Origin of the sequence: Nannocystis exedens (genome assembly GCF_002343915.1) — a bacterium.
Classification (GTDB): domain Bacteria; phylum Myxococcota_A; class Polyangia; order Nannocystales; family Nannocystaceae; genus Nannocystis; species Nannocystis exedens.
This window is the reverse complement of the sequence record NZ_NETK01000001.1, coordinates 3,377,062-3,391,271: the sequence shown is the minus strand read 5'-3', so window position 1 is coordinate 3,391,271 and position 14,210 is coordinate 3,377,062. Positions and strand designations below refer to the sequence as shown.

The window sequence follows — 14,210 nt, the reverse complement described above, 5'->3', positions numbered from 1 at the left end:
GTCTCGAAGATCTACCACATCGGCCACTTCGCGCCCCTGAGCAGCTCGATCAGCCCCTCGAGGCTGTCCGCCTCGAGCACCACCGGGTCGCCGGGCTCGCTGAGGTCCTCCGCGTTCTCCGGCATGAAGTAGCCGCGCTCTTGCAAAAAGGCGTCGGCCCGGGCCCGGTCGAGGACCAGCGGGCGCACGCGCCAGCGGCCGTCTTCGACCACCACGGCGTGGCTGAAGTGATGGCCGCCGAAGCGGACCTGCGCGCCGGCGGTCAGCGGCGCGGAGCGGCGGAGGCGGGCGATGAAGTGGTCGAGGGGCTCGAGCGGGCGGGGTGCCATTTTTCTTTGAAAGATGGTCGGCGATCGGCGGGCCCGCGTCGATTGGCCCGCCGGGAGCAACAATGTGTTGCCGGCGGCACATCTACTTCGCTGGCGGGCTCGTCATTACGCTGAACCAATGAGCGAGCTCCTTTATACCCCGATCGTGCTCGGCGACCTCGAGCTGAAGAACCGCGTCGTCATGGCCCCGATGACGCGCAACCGCGCGCCCGGCAACCTCGCCAACGAGCTGATGGCGACCTACTACGGCCAGCGCAGCGAGGCGGGGCTCATCATCACCGAGGGCACCGCCCCCGCGGCCGACGGCCTCGGTTATGCGCGGATCCCCGGCCTCTTCACCCCCGAGCACGCCCGCGGCTGGCGCGGCGTCACCGAGGCGGTGCACGCCGGCGGCGCCAAGATCTTCGTCCAGCTCATGCACACCGGGCGCGTCGGTCACCCGCTCAACCTGCCGCCGGGCGCCGAGGTGCGCGGGCCCTCGCCGGTCGCGCTCGCGGGCGCGATGTACACCGACCAGGAGGGGCCGCAGCCGCACCCGGTGCCGCGCGAGCTGAGCGAGGCCGACATCGCCGCCGCGATCGAGGGCTTCGCGCGCTCGGCCGGGCTCGCGCGCGAGGCCGGCTTCGACGGGGTCGAGCTGCACGGCGCCAACGGCTATCTCATCGACCAATTTTTGAACAGCGCGAGCAACCACCGCCGCGACGGGTGGGGCGGGACGGTCGAGGGCCGGGCGCGCTTCGCCCTCGAGGTGGCGCGCGCGACGGTCTCGCGGATCGGCGCGGGCAGAGTGGGGATCCGCCTGTCCCCGCACGGCACGTTCAACGGGATGGCGGTCGACCCCGAGCTCGACGCCGTGTTCGTCCACCTGGTGCGCGGGCTGTCGGCGCTGGGGCTCGCGTACGTGCACCTGGTCGACTTCGGCGGCAAGGTGGTGCCGGCCGACCTGCAGGCGGAGATCCGGAAGAACTTCCGCGGCCGGCTGATCCTCTCCGGCGAATACGACGCGGCCCGCGCGGAGGCCGACCTGGCCGCCGGGCGCGGCGACCTGATCGCCTTCGGCCGGCCGTTCATCGCCAACCCGCGCCTGGTCTCGCGCCTGCGCGCCGGCCTGCCGCTGGCCCAGGGCGACCCGTCGACGTTCTACACGCCGGGCGCCCGCGGGTACACCGACTACTCGCTCGAGTGAGCCGCGGGGGGACGAGGCATGGGTCATGTTCGGAAGGACATGCCCATGCGAGCATGCTCCTCGCGACATGCTCTCGAGAACATGCCCCCTTTGAAGAAGGGTCCCGCGGGCCGGCCTCAGCGGAAGTCGGTGAGGTGGCGGCGGCTGCGGCCGCGGGTGCTGTTGGCCTGTTCGTCCTCGCGCTGGCAGGTGGCGCAGAGGGTGGCGGTGGGGACCAGCAGCAGGCGGCGCTGGGCGATCGGCTCGTCGCAGGCCTCGCAGATGCCGAACTCCTCCGGGTCGTCGGCCATGCGGCGGAGCGCCTGGTCGATGGCGGCGAGGGCCTCGACGCGGGCGCGGTTGCGGTTCGAGGCGATGACCTGCGTCATCTCCGTCAGCGGCGCCGCGTCCTCGTCGGGCTTGGTCGCCACCTCTTGCTGCTCGAACTCCACCGGCACGTCGCCGCCCTGCAGCAGTTCGGCGCGGCGTTGCAAGAGGAGCGCCCGCATCGGCCCGAGCTCGTCCGGCTTCATCGCCGCCGCAGGATACTCGAGGCCCGGCGCGCGGGCGAGTCGCGCCGGCTGCCGCGGGCTTGGGGGCGCCCTGGAACTGGTGTAGGGTGCGGCGCATGTACGCGCGCCCGTCCCACCACGCAACCTCGCACCGCCTCCGCACCGCGCTCGCGTGCGGGCTCTGCACCTTGCTCGCCTGCGGTGAGCCCGGCGAGGCCGCGCCGAAGGGCGGCGACAAGGCCGAGAAGGCGGGCGCCAAGGACGGCAAGGCCGGCGACGCCAGGGCGCCCGAGACGGCGGCGGACGCGAAGGCCGAGCCGGCCGAGGAGTACGCGTGGGAGCTGCCGCAGGGCATGCGCGCGCCCGAGGTGCCGGCCGACAACCCGATGACCGCCGCCAAGGTCGAGCTCGGCCACAAGCTGTTCATGGACAAGCGACTCAGCGTCGACGGCACGCGCAGCTGCTACAGCTGCCACCAGAACGAGCTCGGCAACGCCGACGGGCGGGCCAAGGCGCTCGGCCCCGGGGACAAGGAGCTGGCGCGCAACACCCCGACGATCTGGAACGTCGCCTATCACACCGCCTTGTACTGGGACGGCCGCGCGGCCACGCTCGAGAAGCAGGCGCTCGGCGCGTGGAAGGGCGGCAACATGGGCGTCGGCGAGGACAAGCTCGCGGCCAAGGCGGCCGAGATCGGCGCGCTGCCGGAGTACAAGGCCGAGTTCACCCGCGTGTTCGGGCTGAAGGACGGCGACCCGGTGCTGCCCGAGCACGTCGCCAAGGCGCTGTCGGCCTACGAGCGCACGCTCCTGTGCGGCGGCACGGCGTGGGACAAGAACACCATGAACGAGGCGCAGCAGCGCGGCTGGGAGCTGTTCCGCGGCAAGGGGGCGTGCACCACCTGTCACGCCGGCGACAACTTCAGCGACGACCTCTATCACAAGATGGGCGTCGGCCTGTCCGACGCCGGTGAGGGCCCCGACAAGGGCCGCATGGACGCGTCGAAAGATCCGGCCGACATGTACAAGTTCCGCACCCCCACCCTGCGCAACGTGACGCGGACTGCGCCGTACTTCCACGACGGCAGCGTGGCGGACCTCCGCACCGCCGTGGCGACCATGGCCCGCGGACCGAAGCGCGCCGACCTCGATCCCAACTACGCCGACCGCGGCCTCACCGACGCGGAGATCGACGACCTCGTGGCCTTCCTCGGCGCGCTCGAATGCCCGGGCTCGCTGGCGACGATCGGCGACCAGTCGGTCCCGGGCATCACCAGCCCGGCTCAGCCCGCCGCGTCAGCGCCGGCGAAGTGACGTGCTAGGATTTCACCATGCAGGTCGACATCTATTACTGCGTGCGCTGAAACTACCTGCCCCAAGCCACCGGTCTGGTGGCCGAACTGCAGGCTCGCTTCGGCGACAAGGTCGAGTGCAAGGTCCACCGCGGCGATCGGGGCGTGTTCGACGTCCTCGTCGACGGTCAGCGGATCTTCAGCAAGGACGAGCTGGGTCGCTTCCCCAAGCGCGGCGAGGTCGTCGATTTGATCGCCCCGCGCCTCGGCGGCAAGTCGCGCTGAGCTTCGGCGGCGACGACCCGCGCGGATGGTCGTGGAGCTGCTGGATCCAGGCCCTCGGGGCCGATTCGAGATTTACGGCAATCGATGCGTGAAAAGAGCGCACACGACGGGCGGGCGCGCGCTTGCACGGCGCGGGGACGCGCCGTAATCATGAGACATGTCATCGGCTGCGTCGCGTTCGGCTGTCGTCGTCGTGCTCGTGTCGGGGTGCAGTAGCTACGATCCGGGCGTCGGCGGCAGCGACGACGCCGGGGTCGAGCTGACCGAAGGGGCAGGTTCGTCGGACGACGGCGGCGACCCCGACTCCGGCGGCCCGGGGCCGAACGCCTGCGACGACGTCTGCGAGGACGGCGCCGCGATGTGCGACGGCGACGGCGTGGCCCGCTGCGCCGCCGGCGAGGACGGCTGCCGCGCGTGGGTGCCTGAAGGGCCATGTCCGGAAGGACAGGTGTGCAGCGACGGCGTCTGCGCCGCGAGCGCCGGGTTCGCGCGCCAGCCGGCGGCCTGGGCGGTGCCCGTCGGCGGGCGCGCGGGCGAGGGTTTCGCCGCGCCGACGGGCGAGGCGGCCGCGGTCGGCGACGACGTCTGGACGCTGCTCGACCTCGACGGCGACGGCGCGCTCGACCTCGTGCGCACGGCGGCGGCGTATCCGGCCGGCGACGGGTTCACCACCCGGACCAAGGGCTTCCCGCTGGCGCCGTTCTGGGAGGTCCACCGCGGGGGCGGCAGCGACGGCTTCGCGGCCGCGCCCGCGGCCTGGCTGCTGCCGGTCGGGGTCGGCCTCGCGGGCCGCGGTTTGGTCGCGGCGGCGGGCGAGGCGGTCGAGGTCGGCGACCTCGTGTGGGCGACGCGCGACGTCGACGGCGACGGTCGCCCCGACCTGGTCGTCACCGGCGAGCGCACGGGCAAGGCCGACGTCGTCCCGCTCGGCTGGCCCGACGCGCCGCGCTGGGACGTCTATTTGAACGACGGCGCCCGCTTCGCCGCCGAGCCGCAGGCGTGGGCGCTGCCGCAGGGCAACGACGCCGGCTTCTTCCACCACGCCGACGGCGCCCCGCTGACCCCGAACGCCCCGGCCTGGTCGCTGCTCGACCTCGACGGCGACGGCTGGAGCGACCTCGTGGTCACCGGGCGCGTCAGCGCGAAGCGTCACGTCTCACCTGGCTTTCCGGACAGCCCGTTCTGGGAGGTCCACCGCGGCGGCGCGACGGGCTTCGACGCCCCGCTGACGGTGTGGGCGGTGCCCCCGGGCGGCGGCGCCAAGACCGGGTTCGCGAGCCTGAGCGGCGTCGCCGAGAGCGCCGGCGACCAGGCGTGGGCGCTGCTCGACCTCGACGGCGACCGTCGCCGCGAGCTCGTGGTCACCGGCCAGCTCGACGACGTCGCCGCCGGTCCGGCCGCGCTGACGATCGACGGCGGGCAGGGCTGGGCCGTCTATCCGGCCGGCGCCAGCGGCTTCGAGCTGTCCCCGAGGACAGTCGCGCTGCCGACCGCCGGCGGCGGCACCGGCGAGCGCGGTTACTACGCCGTCAGCGGCGGCCAGGACGGCGCCGGCATGTCGAGCGCGCCGTACGACGCCACCGGCTGGGAGCTGCTCGACCTCGACGGCGACGGCCGGCTCGACCTCGTCGTCACCAACGCGGCGCGGGAGATCGCCGGCGGCGTGTACAAGCGCGAGGCGCTCGGCGGCGCCGAGCCGTACTGGGACGTGTACTTCGGGACAGGTGAGGGCTTCGTCGCCGCGACCCGCTGGCCGACCCCGAGCGGCGGCTACCTCGGCCGCGGGTTCCTGTGGGGCCGCGGCCAGGCCGCCGTGCCCGAGAACGAGGGCACCGTGCTGTGGCACACCGGCGACCTCGACGGTGACGGCCGCCCCGAGCTCGTCGTCACCGGCCTGGCCGCGCCCAACGGCGACGGCGCGCCGTGGAGCTGGCACGTGCCGGGCCTGGCCGAGAACAGCCCGCGCTGGCGCGTCTACCGGTCGGCGCGGCCGTAGCTGACGATTCCCCCCGCGCGCTCACCGGCCCGGCTCGGTGAAGGTCGCGGCGCGCCAGTCGACGAGCACGAGGCCTCGCGCCCGCGCGAGCGCCGCGGATGCCCGGGCGGTTTCCCCTTGCCGGCCTGGCCGAGGCGAGCCACGGGGCGCGGGAGGGGCGGTCGAGGGCTCGTTCTCCGCCGTGCGCGCCGCGCAGGCGCAGCCCCCGTCCACGCCCGCACGCGAGGTCCGCCCCGCGGCCGCGGTATCCTCCCGGCGATGACGACGGCGAGCGGCGGGCCGGTGGCGGCGCAGTGTTTCGGGGTGCTCGGCGATCCGGTCGCGCACTCGCGCTCGCCGGCGATGCACGCCGCCGCGTTCGCGGCGCTCGGCCTGCCGCACCGCTACCTCGCGTTCCACGTCACCCCCGACCGCCTGGCCGAGGCCGTGCGCGGCGCCCGGGCGCTCGGCTTCGGCGGGCTCAACCTCACCGTGCCGCACAAGCAGGCCGCGCTGGCGCTGTGCGACGCCCTCGCCCCCGAGGCGCAGCGCATCGGCGCCGTCAACACGATCGTGTTCGAGGGCGGCGCGATCGTCGGTCACAACACCGACGGTCGGGGCTTCGCGGCGGCCGTCCGCCAGCTGTCCTCCGAATATGTCCTGAAAGCCATGGTCCTAGGGTCAGGCGGCGCCGCGCGGGCGGTGGTCGACGCGATCGCCAGCGAGCTGCTCGGTCCCCGAGGACATGTCCGATGGGTCAGCCGCGACCCGGCCGCGCTGGCGGCCGAGCTGCCGGCGGGCGGGCCCGTCGTCGCCGCCGGCTGGGGCGAGGCGAGCGGCGGCGAGGCGGTCGACCTGCTGGTGAACTGCACCACCGTCGGCATGGCCCACGGGCCGTCGGCCTTCCCGGTGCCGGCGGACGCGCTGGTCGCCGGCCTCGCGCCCGGGGCGCGGGTGGTCGACATCGTCTACCCGCGGCCGGCCGGCGGCCTGCTCGACCTCGCCGAGGCGGCCGGCGCCCTGGTCCAGGACGGCCTCGAGATGCTGCTGTGGCAGGGCGTGTTCGCCGAGGCGCTGTGGCTCGGGCGGGCCCTCGGGCCCGACGTCGTCGCCGCGATGCGGGCGGCGCTGCGCTGAATCGCCGAGCGCGGGTGAATCACCGATCGGTCCGCGCCCGGGCGGCGGCCTGGGATGAGTCCTGCGGGCGAATCGCCGATCGGTCACCGGGCGGCTCGGCGGTCCGGGTGGGGTCTGCGGGCGAATCGGCGATCGGTCCGCGGAGCCGGGCCGGCGGCCTGGGATGGAGGCGTGCGGGCGAATCGCCGATCCGTCCCCGGCTGCTCGGCGGTCCGGATGGAGGCGTGCGGGCGAATCGCCGATCCGTCCCCGGGCTGCTCGGCGGCCCGGAATGGGGGCGTGCGGGCGAATCGCCGATCCGTCCCCGGGCTGCTCGGCGGTCCGGGATGGAGGCCTGCGGGCGAATTGCCGATCCGTCCCGATCGCGGCTCGGTGCGGGTTGCAGACCAATCCCTCGATCTGTCCCGAAGGACCGATCGCCGGCGCCGGGTGCGGTCGGGGACGAATCGCCGGATCTGTCCCGGAGGACCGATCGGCTGCGCCGGGCGAAATCAACGGATCTGTCCCGGAGGACCGGCGCCGGGCGGCGGGGTTCGACTGCTGCGCCGATCGCCGATCTGTCCCCGAGGACCGATCCACGCCGCAGCGGCGCCTGGATGGCCGCTGGCGGGCCAATCACGACCTGTCCCCGAGGACCGGCTCCCGATCTGCATGCGTGGATCGGCGGTTGGCCCGCAATCGTGGCACCGGGGTCGGCAGGCCCGAAAATTTGCGCCGTCTCTCGGGCTCGGGCATGGTCGCCGCGCCTGCTGCGCTCCTCGAACCTGGCCGATCGATCTGGTGCTGCGATCGGGCCTGAAAACCTGATCACCTTTTCTGTCCGCGAGGACAGCCGCCTCGGCGCGCCTCGGAGCTGTCGACGCGTCCGATCTCCCTGAAAAACGATCGGCCGCGATCGCGTGTGATCGAGGCCGTCGAGCCGGACTCGCAGGCGGCGGGCCCGGCCGCACGTTCGGAAGGCAAAATCTGTCCCATGAGACACATCGGTCGGCCCCCCGCGGGGCCGGCCGTACGCCCGAATTGACGATCTCCGCGGTGAATTCGCCGCCGCTCGGGCGCCTGGGCCGGGTTTGTGTGGGTATGAGCTAGACCTACATGGGCCTACATACCTTCGCGAAGAACACAAATTTTTTGCAATGGGCGATCGCCTCGGATAAGTGCGTAGTTCGAGAAGCGAAGCACATGACCGTCAGGCCAGGAGCCCGACGGGAAAGTGGGCAGGCAGTATGGCGCAGTTCGAACTCGAGGAAGTCGTTCAACAGGCGAAGATCAAGGTCATCGGCGTCGGCGGGGCGGGAGGCAACGCCGTCAATACGATGATCACGAACAAGGTCGAGGGCGTCGAGTTCTACACGGCGAACACCGACGTGCAGGCGCTCGAGAAGAGCATGGCCCCGACGGTGATCCAGCTCGGCAAGGACGTGACTCGCGGGCTCGGGGCGGGCGCCAACCCCGAGAAGGGCCGCGAGGCCGCGCTCGAGAGCGTGGACGAGATCGCCGAGGCGCTGCGCGGGGCCGACATGGTGTTCGTGACGGCGGGCATGGGCGGCGGCACCGGCACGGGCGCGGCGCCGATCATCGCCCAGATCGCGCGCGAGATGGGCGCGCTGACCGTCGGCGTCGTCACCAAGCCGTTCCGCTTCGAGGGCAAGCGCCGCCTGCGGTTCGCCGAGCAGGGCATCGAGAAGCTCGAGAAGGCCGTCGACACCCTGATCACGATCCCGAACGACCGCCTGCTGCAGGTCACCTCCTCGAACACCAGCCTGCTCGACAGCTTCCGCCTGGCCGACGAGGTGCTGCAGCACGCGACCCAGGGCGTGTCCGACCTCATCACCGTGCCCGGCATCATCAACGTCGACTTCGCCGACGTGCGCACGATCATGTCCGGTCAGGGCCGCGCGCTGATGGGCATGGGCATCGGCCACGACGAGGGCCGCGCGCTGCAGGCGGCCCAGCAGGCGATCAGCTCGCCGCTGCTCGAGGACGTCACGATCCACGGCGCCCAGGGCATCCTGATCAACATCACCGCCGGTCCCGACCTCAAGCTGCACGAGGTCGAGGAGGCCGCCTCGCTCATCCAGGAGGCCGCCCACGAGGACTGCAACATCATCTTCGGCGCGGTCATCGACCACAACATGGGCGACGCGCTGCGCATCACCGTCATCGCCACCGGCTTCGACCGTCACGCGCCGGCCGAGGAGGAGCTCGAGCAGGTCATCCGCTCGACCATGTCGACCGCGCCGGGCAAGCGCCGCTCGCAGGTGCAGGTCCCGTTCGGCATGCCGAGCCCGCAGCCGGTGCAGCAGAACCCGATGTTCGCCGCCGTCCCGCCGCAGCCGCCGCCGCAGCCGCAGCAGAGCTCCAGCAGCCTGCGCCAGTCGATGGTCGAGCGCATGAGCGTCCACGAGCGCGGCGCCTCGGTGCCTGTCCCTTCGGCCAGCTCGTCGAGCATGACCCGCTCGGGCGTGATCGGCCAGCCGAGCGCCCCGCAGGTCCACCCGCCGGTGCATCCTCAGGCGCACCCGCAGCAGCAGGTCCACCCGCAGCAGCAGGTCCACCCGCAGCAGCAGATCCACCAGGGCGTGCGCCAGTCGCAGCGCCTCGAGCCGCCCGCGGTCGGCAGCGACCCGAGCGAGATCCCGGCGTTCCTGCGCCGCCGCGACGAGAACGGCTTCATCCGCTGAGGCCGGCCTGAGTGCCTGACGCGAGGGACATGCTCGAAAGAGCATGTCCCTCGGTGCTTTCGGGCGCCGAGCGCCACCGGCAGGCGGCCCGGCTCGACAGCTCGCGCCGAGCCGCTTCGCCGCGCCGAGCCCCGGGCCGTCACGGCGCGAAGGGGGCCGCGAGGTGAAGGCGGCGCAGACCGGCGCCCGCCCGCTCGGCCGGCCTGCGAACGGCAAAAGGGACATGCCCGAGCGGGCATGTCCCTTCGCACAGCTCCTGCTACCGCCGGGCTACCACGGCAGCCGGTCGCGCATGTGGAAGAAGCCGCCGGTCGGGCCGTCCGCGGGCAGGGTGGCCAGCCACACGCTGGTCTTCGCGCCGTCTTCGACCTCCATCGGCGCCTGCTCGCCGCCGAGGTCGGTCTTGACCCAGCCTGGGTGGGCGGAGTTGACCTTGACGGGCGTGTCGCGGAGCTCGTGGGCGAGGTGGATCGTGTACTGGTTGACGGCGGCCTTCGAGGAGTCGTAGGCGACCGACTTCATGGCGTAGATCGGCGACGACGGGTCGGCGTGCAGGGTCAGCGAGCCGAGGATGCTGCTGACGTTGACGATCCGGCCGGCCTCGCTCTTGCGGATCAGCGGCAGGAACGCCTGCGTCACCGCGACCAGGCCGAACACGTTGGCCTCGAAGGTGCCGCGCCACTGCTCGAGGGTGGTCTGGCTGGTGGTCGTGCCCCACGGCTCGAGGGCGACGCCGGCGTTGTTGATCAGCGTGTCGAGCTTGCCGTGGCGGGCGCCGACCTGCTCGGCCGCGCGGGCGATCGAGGCGGCGTCGGTGACGTCGAGCGCGACCGCCTCGGCGCCGAGCCCCTCGCGGGCGAGCTGGGCGACCGCGGCCTCGGCCTTGGCCCCGTCGCGCGCCGCGACGAGGACCGTGTGACCCTCGCGCGCCAGCTGTCGCGCGCTCTCGAAGCCGATGCCCTTGTTCGCCCCGGTGATCAGGATGATTCGCTTGCTCATGTCGTCGTCCTCGGCCGCCATGGTGCGGCCGCGGCGGAGTTGCAGCAAGCGCATCGTTTTCATGATAGGATGCACGGCGTGCAACTGCAGGGGGTGGACCTCAACCTGCTCGTCGCCCTCGAGGCGCTGCTCAGCGAGCGGAGCGTGACCCGGGCGGGCGTGCGGCTGGGGTTGACCGCGTCGGCCACCAGCCACGCGCTGGCGCGCCTGCGCGCGACCTTCGGCGACGAGCTGCTGGTCCGCACCCGCGGCGGGATGATCCCCACCGCCCGCGGCGAACAGCTGCTCGTGCCGCTGCGGGCCGCCCTGCGCGACGTCGGGGCGCTCTTGAGCAACACGGCCCGCTTCGACCCCAGGACCAGCCGCCGCGAGTTCGTGCTCGCCAGCACCGACTACATCGAGGCCGTGCTGCTGCCGCCGCTGCTCGCCCGCGTGTCGGCGGCGGCGCCCGGGGTCCAGCTGCGCGTCCGCCCGCTCGAGCTCAGCGACGTGGCGGCGCCGCTCGAGTCCGGCGCGATCACCGTCGCCCTCGGGGTGGTGTTCGACGCCAGCCCCGGTCTGCAGCAGCAGGCGCTCTTCTCCGAGGAGATGGTGCTCGTGTGTCGCAAGGGCCACCCGGCGGTGCGGCGCACCATCGACCTGGCGACCTACCTGCGCCTGCGCCACGTGTTGGTCAGCGTGCGCGGCGGGTCGCAGAGCGTGGTCGACGACCAGCTGGCCGAGCTCGGGCACGCGCGGCAGATCGCGCTGGTCGTGCCGCACTTCCTGGCCGCGCCGCTGATCGTCGCCAGCTCCGACCTCGTGCTGACGACGCCGGCGCGGCTGGTGCGTCGGCTCGGCCCGGCCCTCGAGCTGCGGACGCTGGCGCCGCCGCTGGCGGTCCCGGGCTTCACGGTGCGGCAGGTGTGGCACGAGCGCCACCAGGACGACCCCGGCCACCTGTGGCTGCGCCAGCAGATCTTCGCCGCCGCCAAGACGCTGGCGACGAGTAAAGATCCTTCTCGATGCTGAGCCGCGAACAAGTCGACGAATTCCGCGAGCAGGGTTACGTGGTGTTGCCGAGCCTGGTCGGCGCCGACGCGCTGGCGTCGATCCGCGCCGCGGCGCTGGCGATCGTCGACCGCTTCGACCCCGAGGCCGAGCGCACCGTGTTCACCACGAAGGACCGCGACGCCGGCCGCGACGACGTGTTCTTCGCCTCGGCCGAGGGCGTGCGCTGCTTCCTCGAGGAGGGTGCGCTGGATCCCGAGGGCCGCCTGCGGTGCCCGCCGCGGCTGGCGATCAACAAGATCGGCCACGCGCTCCACGACCTCGTGCCGGAGTTCCGCGCGTTCTGCCGCCAGCCGCGCTTCGGCGCGCTGCTGCGCGACCTCGGCTACGCGGCGCCGGTGCTGTGGCAGACGATGTTTATTTTCAAACAGCCGCGGATCGGCGGCGAGGTTCGCTGGCATCAGGACGCGACGTATTTGATCTGCGAGCCGGCGTGCGTGACCGGCCTGTGGGTGGCGCTGGAGGACGCGCACCGCGACAACGGCTGCCTGTGGGTGCAGCCCGGCGGCCACCGCACGCCGCTGCGCGAGCGCTACGAGGTCGACTGGCGCACCCGCACCGGCACGCTGCGCACGCTCGACGCCACGCCTTGGCCGGGGCCCGACGAGGCGGTCGCGCTCGAGGTGCCCGCGGGCACGGTGGTGGTGTTCCACGACCACCTGCCGCACCGCAGCTCGCACAACCACTCGGCGGCGTCGCGCCACGCGTTCACGATGCACGTGGCCGAGAAGGGCGCGGCGTGGGCGGAGCGCAACTGGCTGCAGCGGCCGCGGCTGGGGGACTTCGCGCTGTAGCGCCGCAGCCGCTCGACATCCCTCAGAAACGAGCTCTGAGGACAGCTGAAAGAAATGTCCGAGGATACTCGGGTTCATGGTTCATTGACATCGCTTTGCGTGTCTCTGTACCCTCGGCCGCGATGCGTAGGTCTTTGATCCCTCTCCTTCTCGCTGCTGCGGCGGTATCCTGCTCACAAGTCTCCGAGACAAGAATGGTATTTGCTGCGCCCCGCGACTCGAACTGTCCGCTCGAGTTCATCCAGGCCGATCTGGAGAAGATGCGGCCGGGCGGCGAATGGGAGATCCTCGGTTATGTGACGATCGGCAAGGTCGGGAAGATGGACCCGCTGGACGAGAAGTTCCGCAAGATGGTCCGCCCCCGCGCCTGCAAGATGGGGGGCGAGGCGATCACTGTGATGACCTCGGCGACCAACAGTACCGCGCTCAGCACGGGCTCGGGCACGGTGTACGGCGTGCTCCGCCGGCCGCCGAGCGGCGGTCAGGCGCCGCAATCGTTCTGAAGGTGAGTTTCCGGCCGCTCCGCGCAGGCCGAGGACCTCGATGTGAATGATGCGAGCGCGGTCGGTCCGTGTCTCGCTCGTCTGCGGGGACAGGTCGCGCGACCGTGGCGTGCGCGGGTTATCGACCTGTCTTTCGCGCCAGGTCGAGCCGCAGCCGGCCGCGCGCGCAGCCGCGCCGCGGGCGCGCGCTTGCGCGGATGTTCAGTCCCACATGGCGCCGAATTCTTGCCCCCACATGGGGCGCCTGATAGTCGCCAGGCTCGCTCCCTTCGCCATGGGTCTCTTCACCAACAGCCCTCGCGCGAACTCCGCGCCGGCGCGCAAGCAGAACCGACGGGTGCAGCAGGCGCGGCCGCGGCCGATGCCGGCGCCCACGCCGGTCGCGCGCAAGCCGGCGGTGACGGCGAGCCGGGCGGGCGTGCGGGTCAATCGCCGCGTCGACGCGCCGCGGGCGGGGGCCAAGCCGGCGGTGCACGAGCCGCGCGCGGGCCTGAAGAATCTGGTCGCCGCGGTCCCGCGGGTGGGGGCGCGCGGGCGTCGGCTCTTCAGCCTCGCCGCGCGCCTGGCGATCGCCGTGACCCTGGCGTGGGGCGTGCTGCTGGCGGTCCAGGCCGGCTACCAGTACGTGACCACCTCGGCCCGCTTCGAGGCCAAGTCGCTGGTCTACCAGGCGACGCCACATGTCCCGGTGGACAGGCTGCAGACGCTGCTCGGGCTCGAGCCGGGCACCAACATCCTCGCCGTCGACACCGACGCGCTGCAGGCCAAGATCGCCGCCGAGCCGTGGGTCAAGCGCGCCAGCGTGCAGCGCTCGCTGCCCGACACGCTGATCGTCGAGGTCGAGGAGCACGAGGCGGCGGCGGCGCTGCTGTCGGGCTACTTCTACCTGATCGACCGCGACGGCGTGCCGTTCAAGCGGCTCGAGGAGGGCGAGCGCGGCGAGCTGCCGGTGATCACCGGCGTCGACCGCGAGCAGCTGGTCGCCGGCGACCCGCGGGCCCAGGCGGCGATCCGCCGCGGCCTCGAGGCGCTGACGGCCTACCAGCAGGCCCCGCGGCCGCGGCTGTCGGAGGTCCACGTCGACGAGGGCGGGTCGGTCGCGCTGTACACCGCCAAGACCGGCGCGGCGCTGCGGCTCGGCCGCGGCGAGGTCGAGCCCAAGCTGGCCCGCTTCGACGCCCTGCGCGCGGCCCTGGGCGAGCGCGCCGAGCAGCTCGCGGTGGTCCACCTCGACCTCGACGCCGCCCCCGGCGCGCCCGAGCGGGTGGTCGCCAGCTTCCTCGACGCCGAGGCCGAGGCGGCGGTGCTGGCCCGCGGCGCCGGGGCGCACAAGCCTGTCTCCAAGGACATTGCCCAAGAGCCAGCCGCCCCGGGGCCGCCGCCGGCGGGCCCGGCCAGGCCGGCCAAGGGCAAGAGCAAGAAGAAGAAGGCCGTCTCCGGCAACAAATTTGCTTCCGGGATCCCGAAGTACGACTAGGAACGAGTC

13 protein-coding genes are annotated in these 14,210 nt (G+C 72.8%); 10 read left to right on the top strand and 3 right to left on the bottom strand.

Going from position 1 to position 14,210, the window contains the following annotated elements:
* Nucleotides 1–11: 11 nt before the first annotated feature.
* Nucleotides 12–329, bottom strand: coding sequence for a hypothetical protein (locus NAEX_RS13310; protein ID WP_096327879.1), 318 nt, complete (start codon nt 327–329; stop codon nt 12–14).
* A 118-nt stretch (nt 330–447) separates the two neighbouring features.
* Here NAEX_RS13310 and NAEX_RS13305 point away from each other — a divergent pair, with 118 nt between their 5' ends.
* A complete protein-coding gene (locus NAEX_RS13305) occupies nt 448–1,515 on the top strand; it encodes an alkene reductase (protein ID WP_096327878.1) in 1,068 nt (355 codons plus the stop codon).
* A 116-nt stretch (nt 1,516–1,631) separates the two neighbouring features.
* On the opposite strand, the gene NAEX_RS13300 is transcribed toward NAEX_RS13305, so the two are convergent.
* Nucleotides 1,632–2,027, bottom strand: coding sequence for a TraR/DksA family transcriptional regulator (locus tag NAEX_RS13300; RefSeq protein ID WP_096327877.1), 396 nt, complete (start codon nt 2,025–2,027; stop codon nt 1,632–1,634).
* Nucleotides 2,028–2,122: 95 nt separating this feature from the next.
* Here NAEX_RS13300 and NAEX_RS13295 point away from each other — a divergent pair, with 95 nt between their 5' ends.
* From NAEX_RS13295 to ftsZ, 5 genes are all read left to right on the top strand, one after another.
* Nucleotides 2,123–3,319: a cytochrome-c peroxidase gene (locus tag NAEX_RS13295; RefSeq protein ID WP_096327876.1), complete on the top strand. Its 1,197-nt coding sequence runs from the start codon at nt 2,123–2,125 to the stop codon at nt 3,317–3,319.
* A gap of 56 nt (nt 3,320–3,375) precedes the next feature.
* Nucleotides 3,376–3,582, top strand: a complete 207-nt coding sequence (locus NAEX_RS13290) for an Rdx family protein (protein ID WP_096327875.1) — start codon at nt 3,376–3,378, stop codon at nt 3,580–3,582.
* A gap of 193 nt (nt 3,583–3,775) precedes the next feature.
* Nucleotides 3,776–5,578: an FG-GAP repeat domain-containing protein gene (locus tag NAEX_RS47785; RefSeq protein ID WP_177325939.1), complete on the top strand. Its 1,803-nt coding sequence runs from the start codon at nt 3,776–3,778 to the stop codon at nt 5,576–5,578.
* A gap of 258 nt (nt 5,579–5,836) precedes the next feature.
* Complete coding sequence (locus NAEX_RS13280) at nt 5,837–6,694, top strand: shikimate dehydrogenase family protein (protein ID WP_096327874.1); 858 nt, start codon at nt 5,837–5,839, stop codon at nt 6,692–6,694.
* Between the two features lie 1,226 nt (nt 6,695–7,920).
* Nucleotides 7,921–9,378 (top strand): cell division protein FtsZ, encoded by a 1,458-nt coding sequence (gene ftsZ, locus NAEX_RS13275; RefSeq protein WP_096327873.1) that lies wholly within the window; start codon nt 7,921–7,923, stop codon nt 9,376–9,378.
* 270 nt (nt 9,379–9,648) lie between these two features.
* Here the strand turns inward: ftsZ and NAEX_RS13270 are convergent, their stop codons facing one another.
* Nucleotides 9,649–10,431, bottom strand: a complete 783-nt coding sequence (locus tag NAEX_RS13270) for an SDR family oxidoreductase (RefSeq protein WP_245913701.1) — start codon at nt 10,429–10,431, stop codon at nt 9,649–9,651.
* A 24-nt stretch (nt 10,432–10,455) separates the two neighbouring features.
* Here NAEX_RS13270 and NAEX_RS13265 point away from each other — a divergent pair, with 24 nt between their 5' ends.
* The 4 genes from NAEX_RS13265 to NAEX_RS13250 all read left to right on the top strand — a co-directional run bounded on the left by NAEX_RS13265 (nt 10,456) and on the right by NAEX_RS13250 (nt 14,201).
* Nucleotides 10,456–11,388, top strand: coding sequence for a LysR family transcriptional regulator (locus tag NAEX_RS13265; protein WP_245913699.1), 933 nt, complete (start codon nt 10,456–10,458; stop codon nt 11,386–11,388).
* Nucleotides 11,382–12,221: a phytanoyl-CoA dioxygenase family protein gene (locus NAEX_RS13260; RefSeq protein ID WP_096327871.1), complete on the top strand. Its 840-nt coding sequence runs from the start codon at nt 11,382–11,384 to the stop codon at nt 12,219–12,221. Before NAEX_RS13265 ends, NAEX_RS13260 begins: the two co-directional genes overlap by 7 nt.
* A 194-nt stretch (nt 12,222–12,415) precedes the next feature.
* The gene (locus NAEX_RS13255; RefSeq protein WP_096327870.1) at nt 12,416–12,724 is read left to right on the top strand and encodes a hypothetical protein; all 309 of its coding nucleotides are present in this window, start codon (nt 12,416–12,418) and stop codon (nt 12,722–12,724) included.
* Between the two features lie 274 nt (nt 12,725–12,998).
* Entirely contained in the window at nt 12,999–14,201 is a 1,203-nt protein-coding gene (locus NAEX_RS13250) for a cell division protein FtsQ/DivIB (RefSeq protein WP_100793074.1), read from the top strand.
* Nucleotides 14,202–14,210: the final 9 nt, after the last annotated feature.

What these genes read in the sequence shown, in the direction of transcription:
- NAEX_RS13250 (WP_100793074.1), top strand. Translation starts at nt 12,999, where the DNA reads ATGGGTCTCTTCACCAACAGCCCTCGCGCGAACTCCGCGCCGGCGCGC.
- NAEX_RS13270 (WP_245913701.1), bottom strand. Translation starts at nt 10,431, where the DNA reads ATGCGCTTGCTGCAACTCCGCCGCGGCCGCACCATGGCGGCCGAGGAC.
- ftsZ (WP_096327873.1), top strand. Translation starts at nt 7,921, where the DNA reads ATGGCGCAGTTCGAACTCGAGGAAGTCGTTCAACAGGCGAAGATCAAG.
- NAEX_RS13305 (WP_096327878.1), top strand. Translation starts at nt 448, where the DNA reads ATGAGCGAGCTCCTTTATACCCCGATCGTGCTCGGCGACCTCGAGCTG.
- NAEX_RS13300 (WP_096327877.1), bottom strand. Translation starts at nt 2,027, where the DNA reads ATGAAGCCGGACGAGCTCGGGCCGATGCGGGCGCTCCTCTTGCAACGC.
- NAEX_RS13260 (WP_096327871.1), top strand. Translation starts at nt 11,382, where the DNA reads ATGCTGAGCCGCGAACAAGTCGACGAATTCCGCGAGCAGGGTTACGTG.
- NAEX_RS13295 (WP_096327876.1), top strand. Translation starts at nt 2,123, where the DNA reads ATGTACGCGCGCCCGTCCCACCACGCAACCTCGCACCGCCTCCGCACC.
- NAEX_RS13310 (WP_096327879.1), bottom strand. Translation starts at nt 329, where the DNA reads ATGGCACCCCGCCCGCTCGAGCCCCTCGACCACTTCATCGCCCGCCTC.
- NAEX_RS13280 (WP_096327874.1), top strand. Translation starts at nt 5,837, where the DNA reads ATGACGACGGCGAGCGGCGGGCCGGTGGCGGCGCAGTGTTTCGGGGTG.
- NAEX_RS13255 (WP_096327870.1), top strand. Translation starts at nt 12,416, where the DNA reads ATGGTATTTGCTGCGCCCCGCGACTCGAACTGTCCGCTCGAGTTCATC.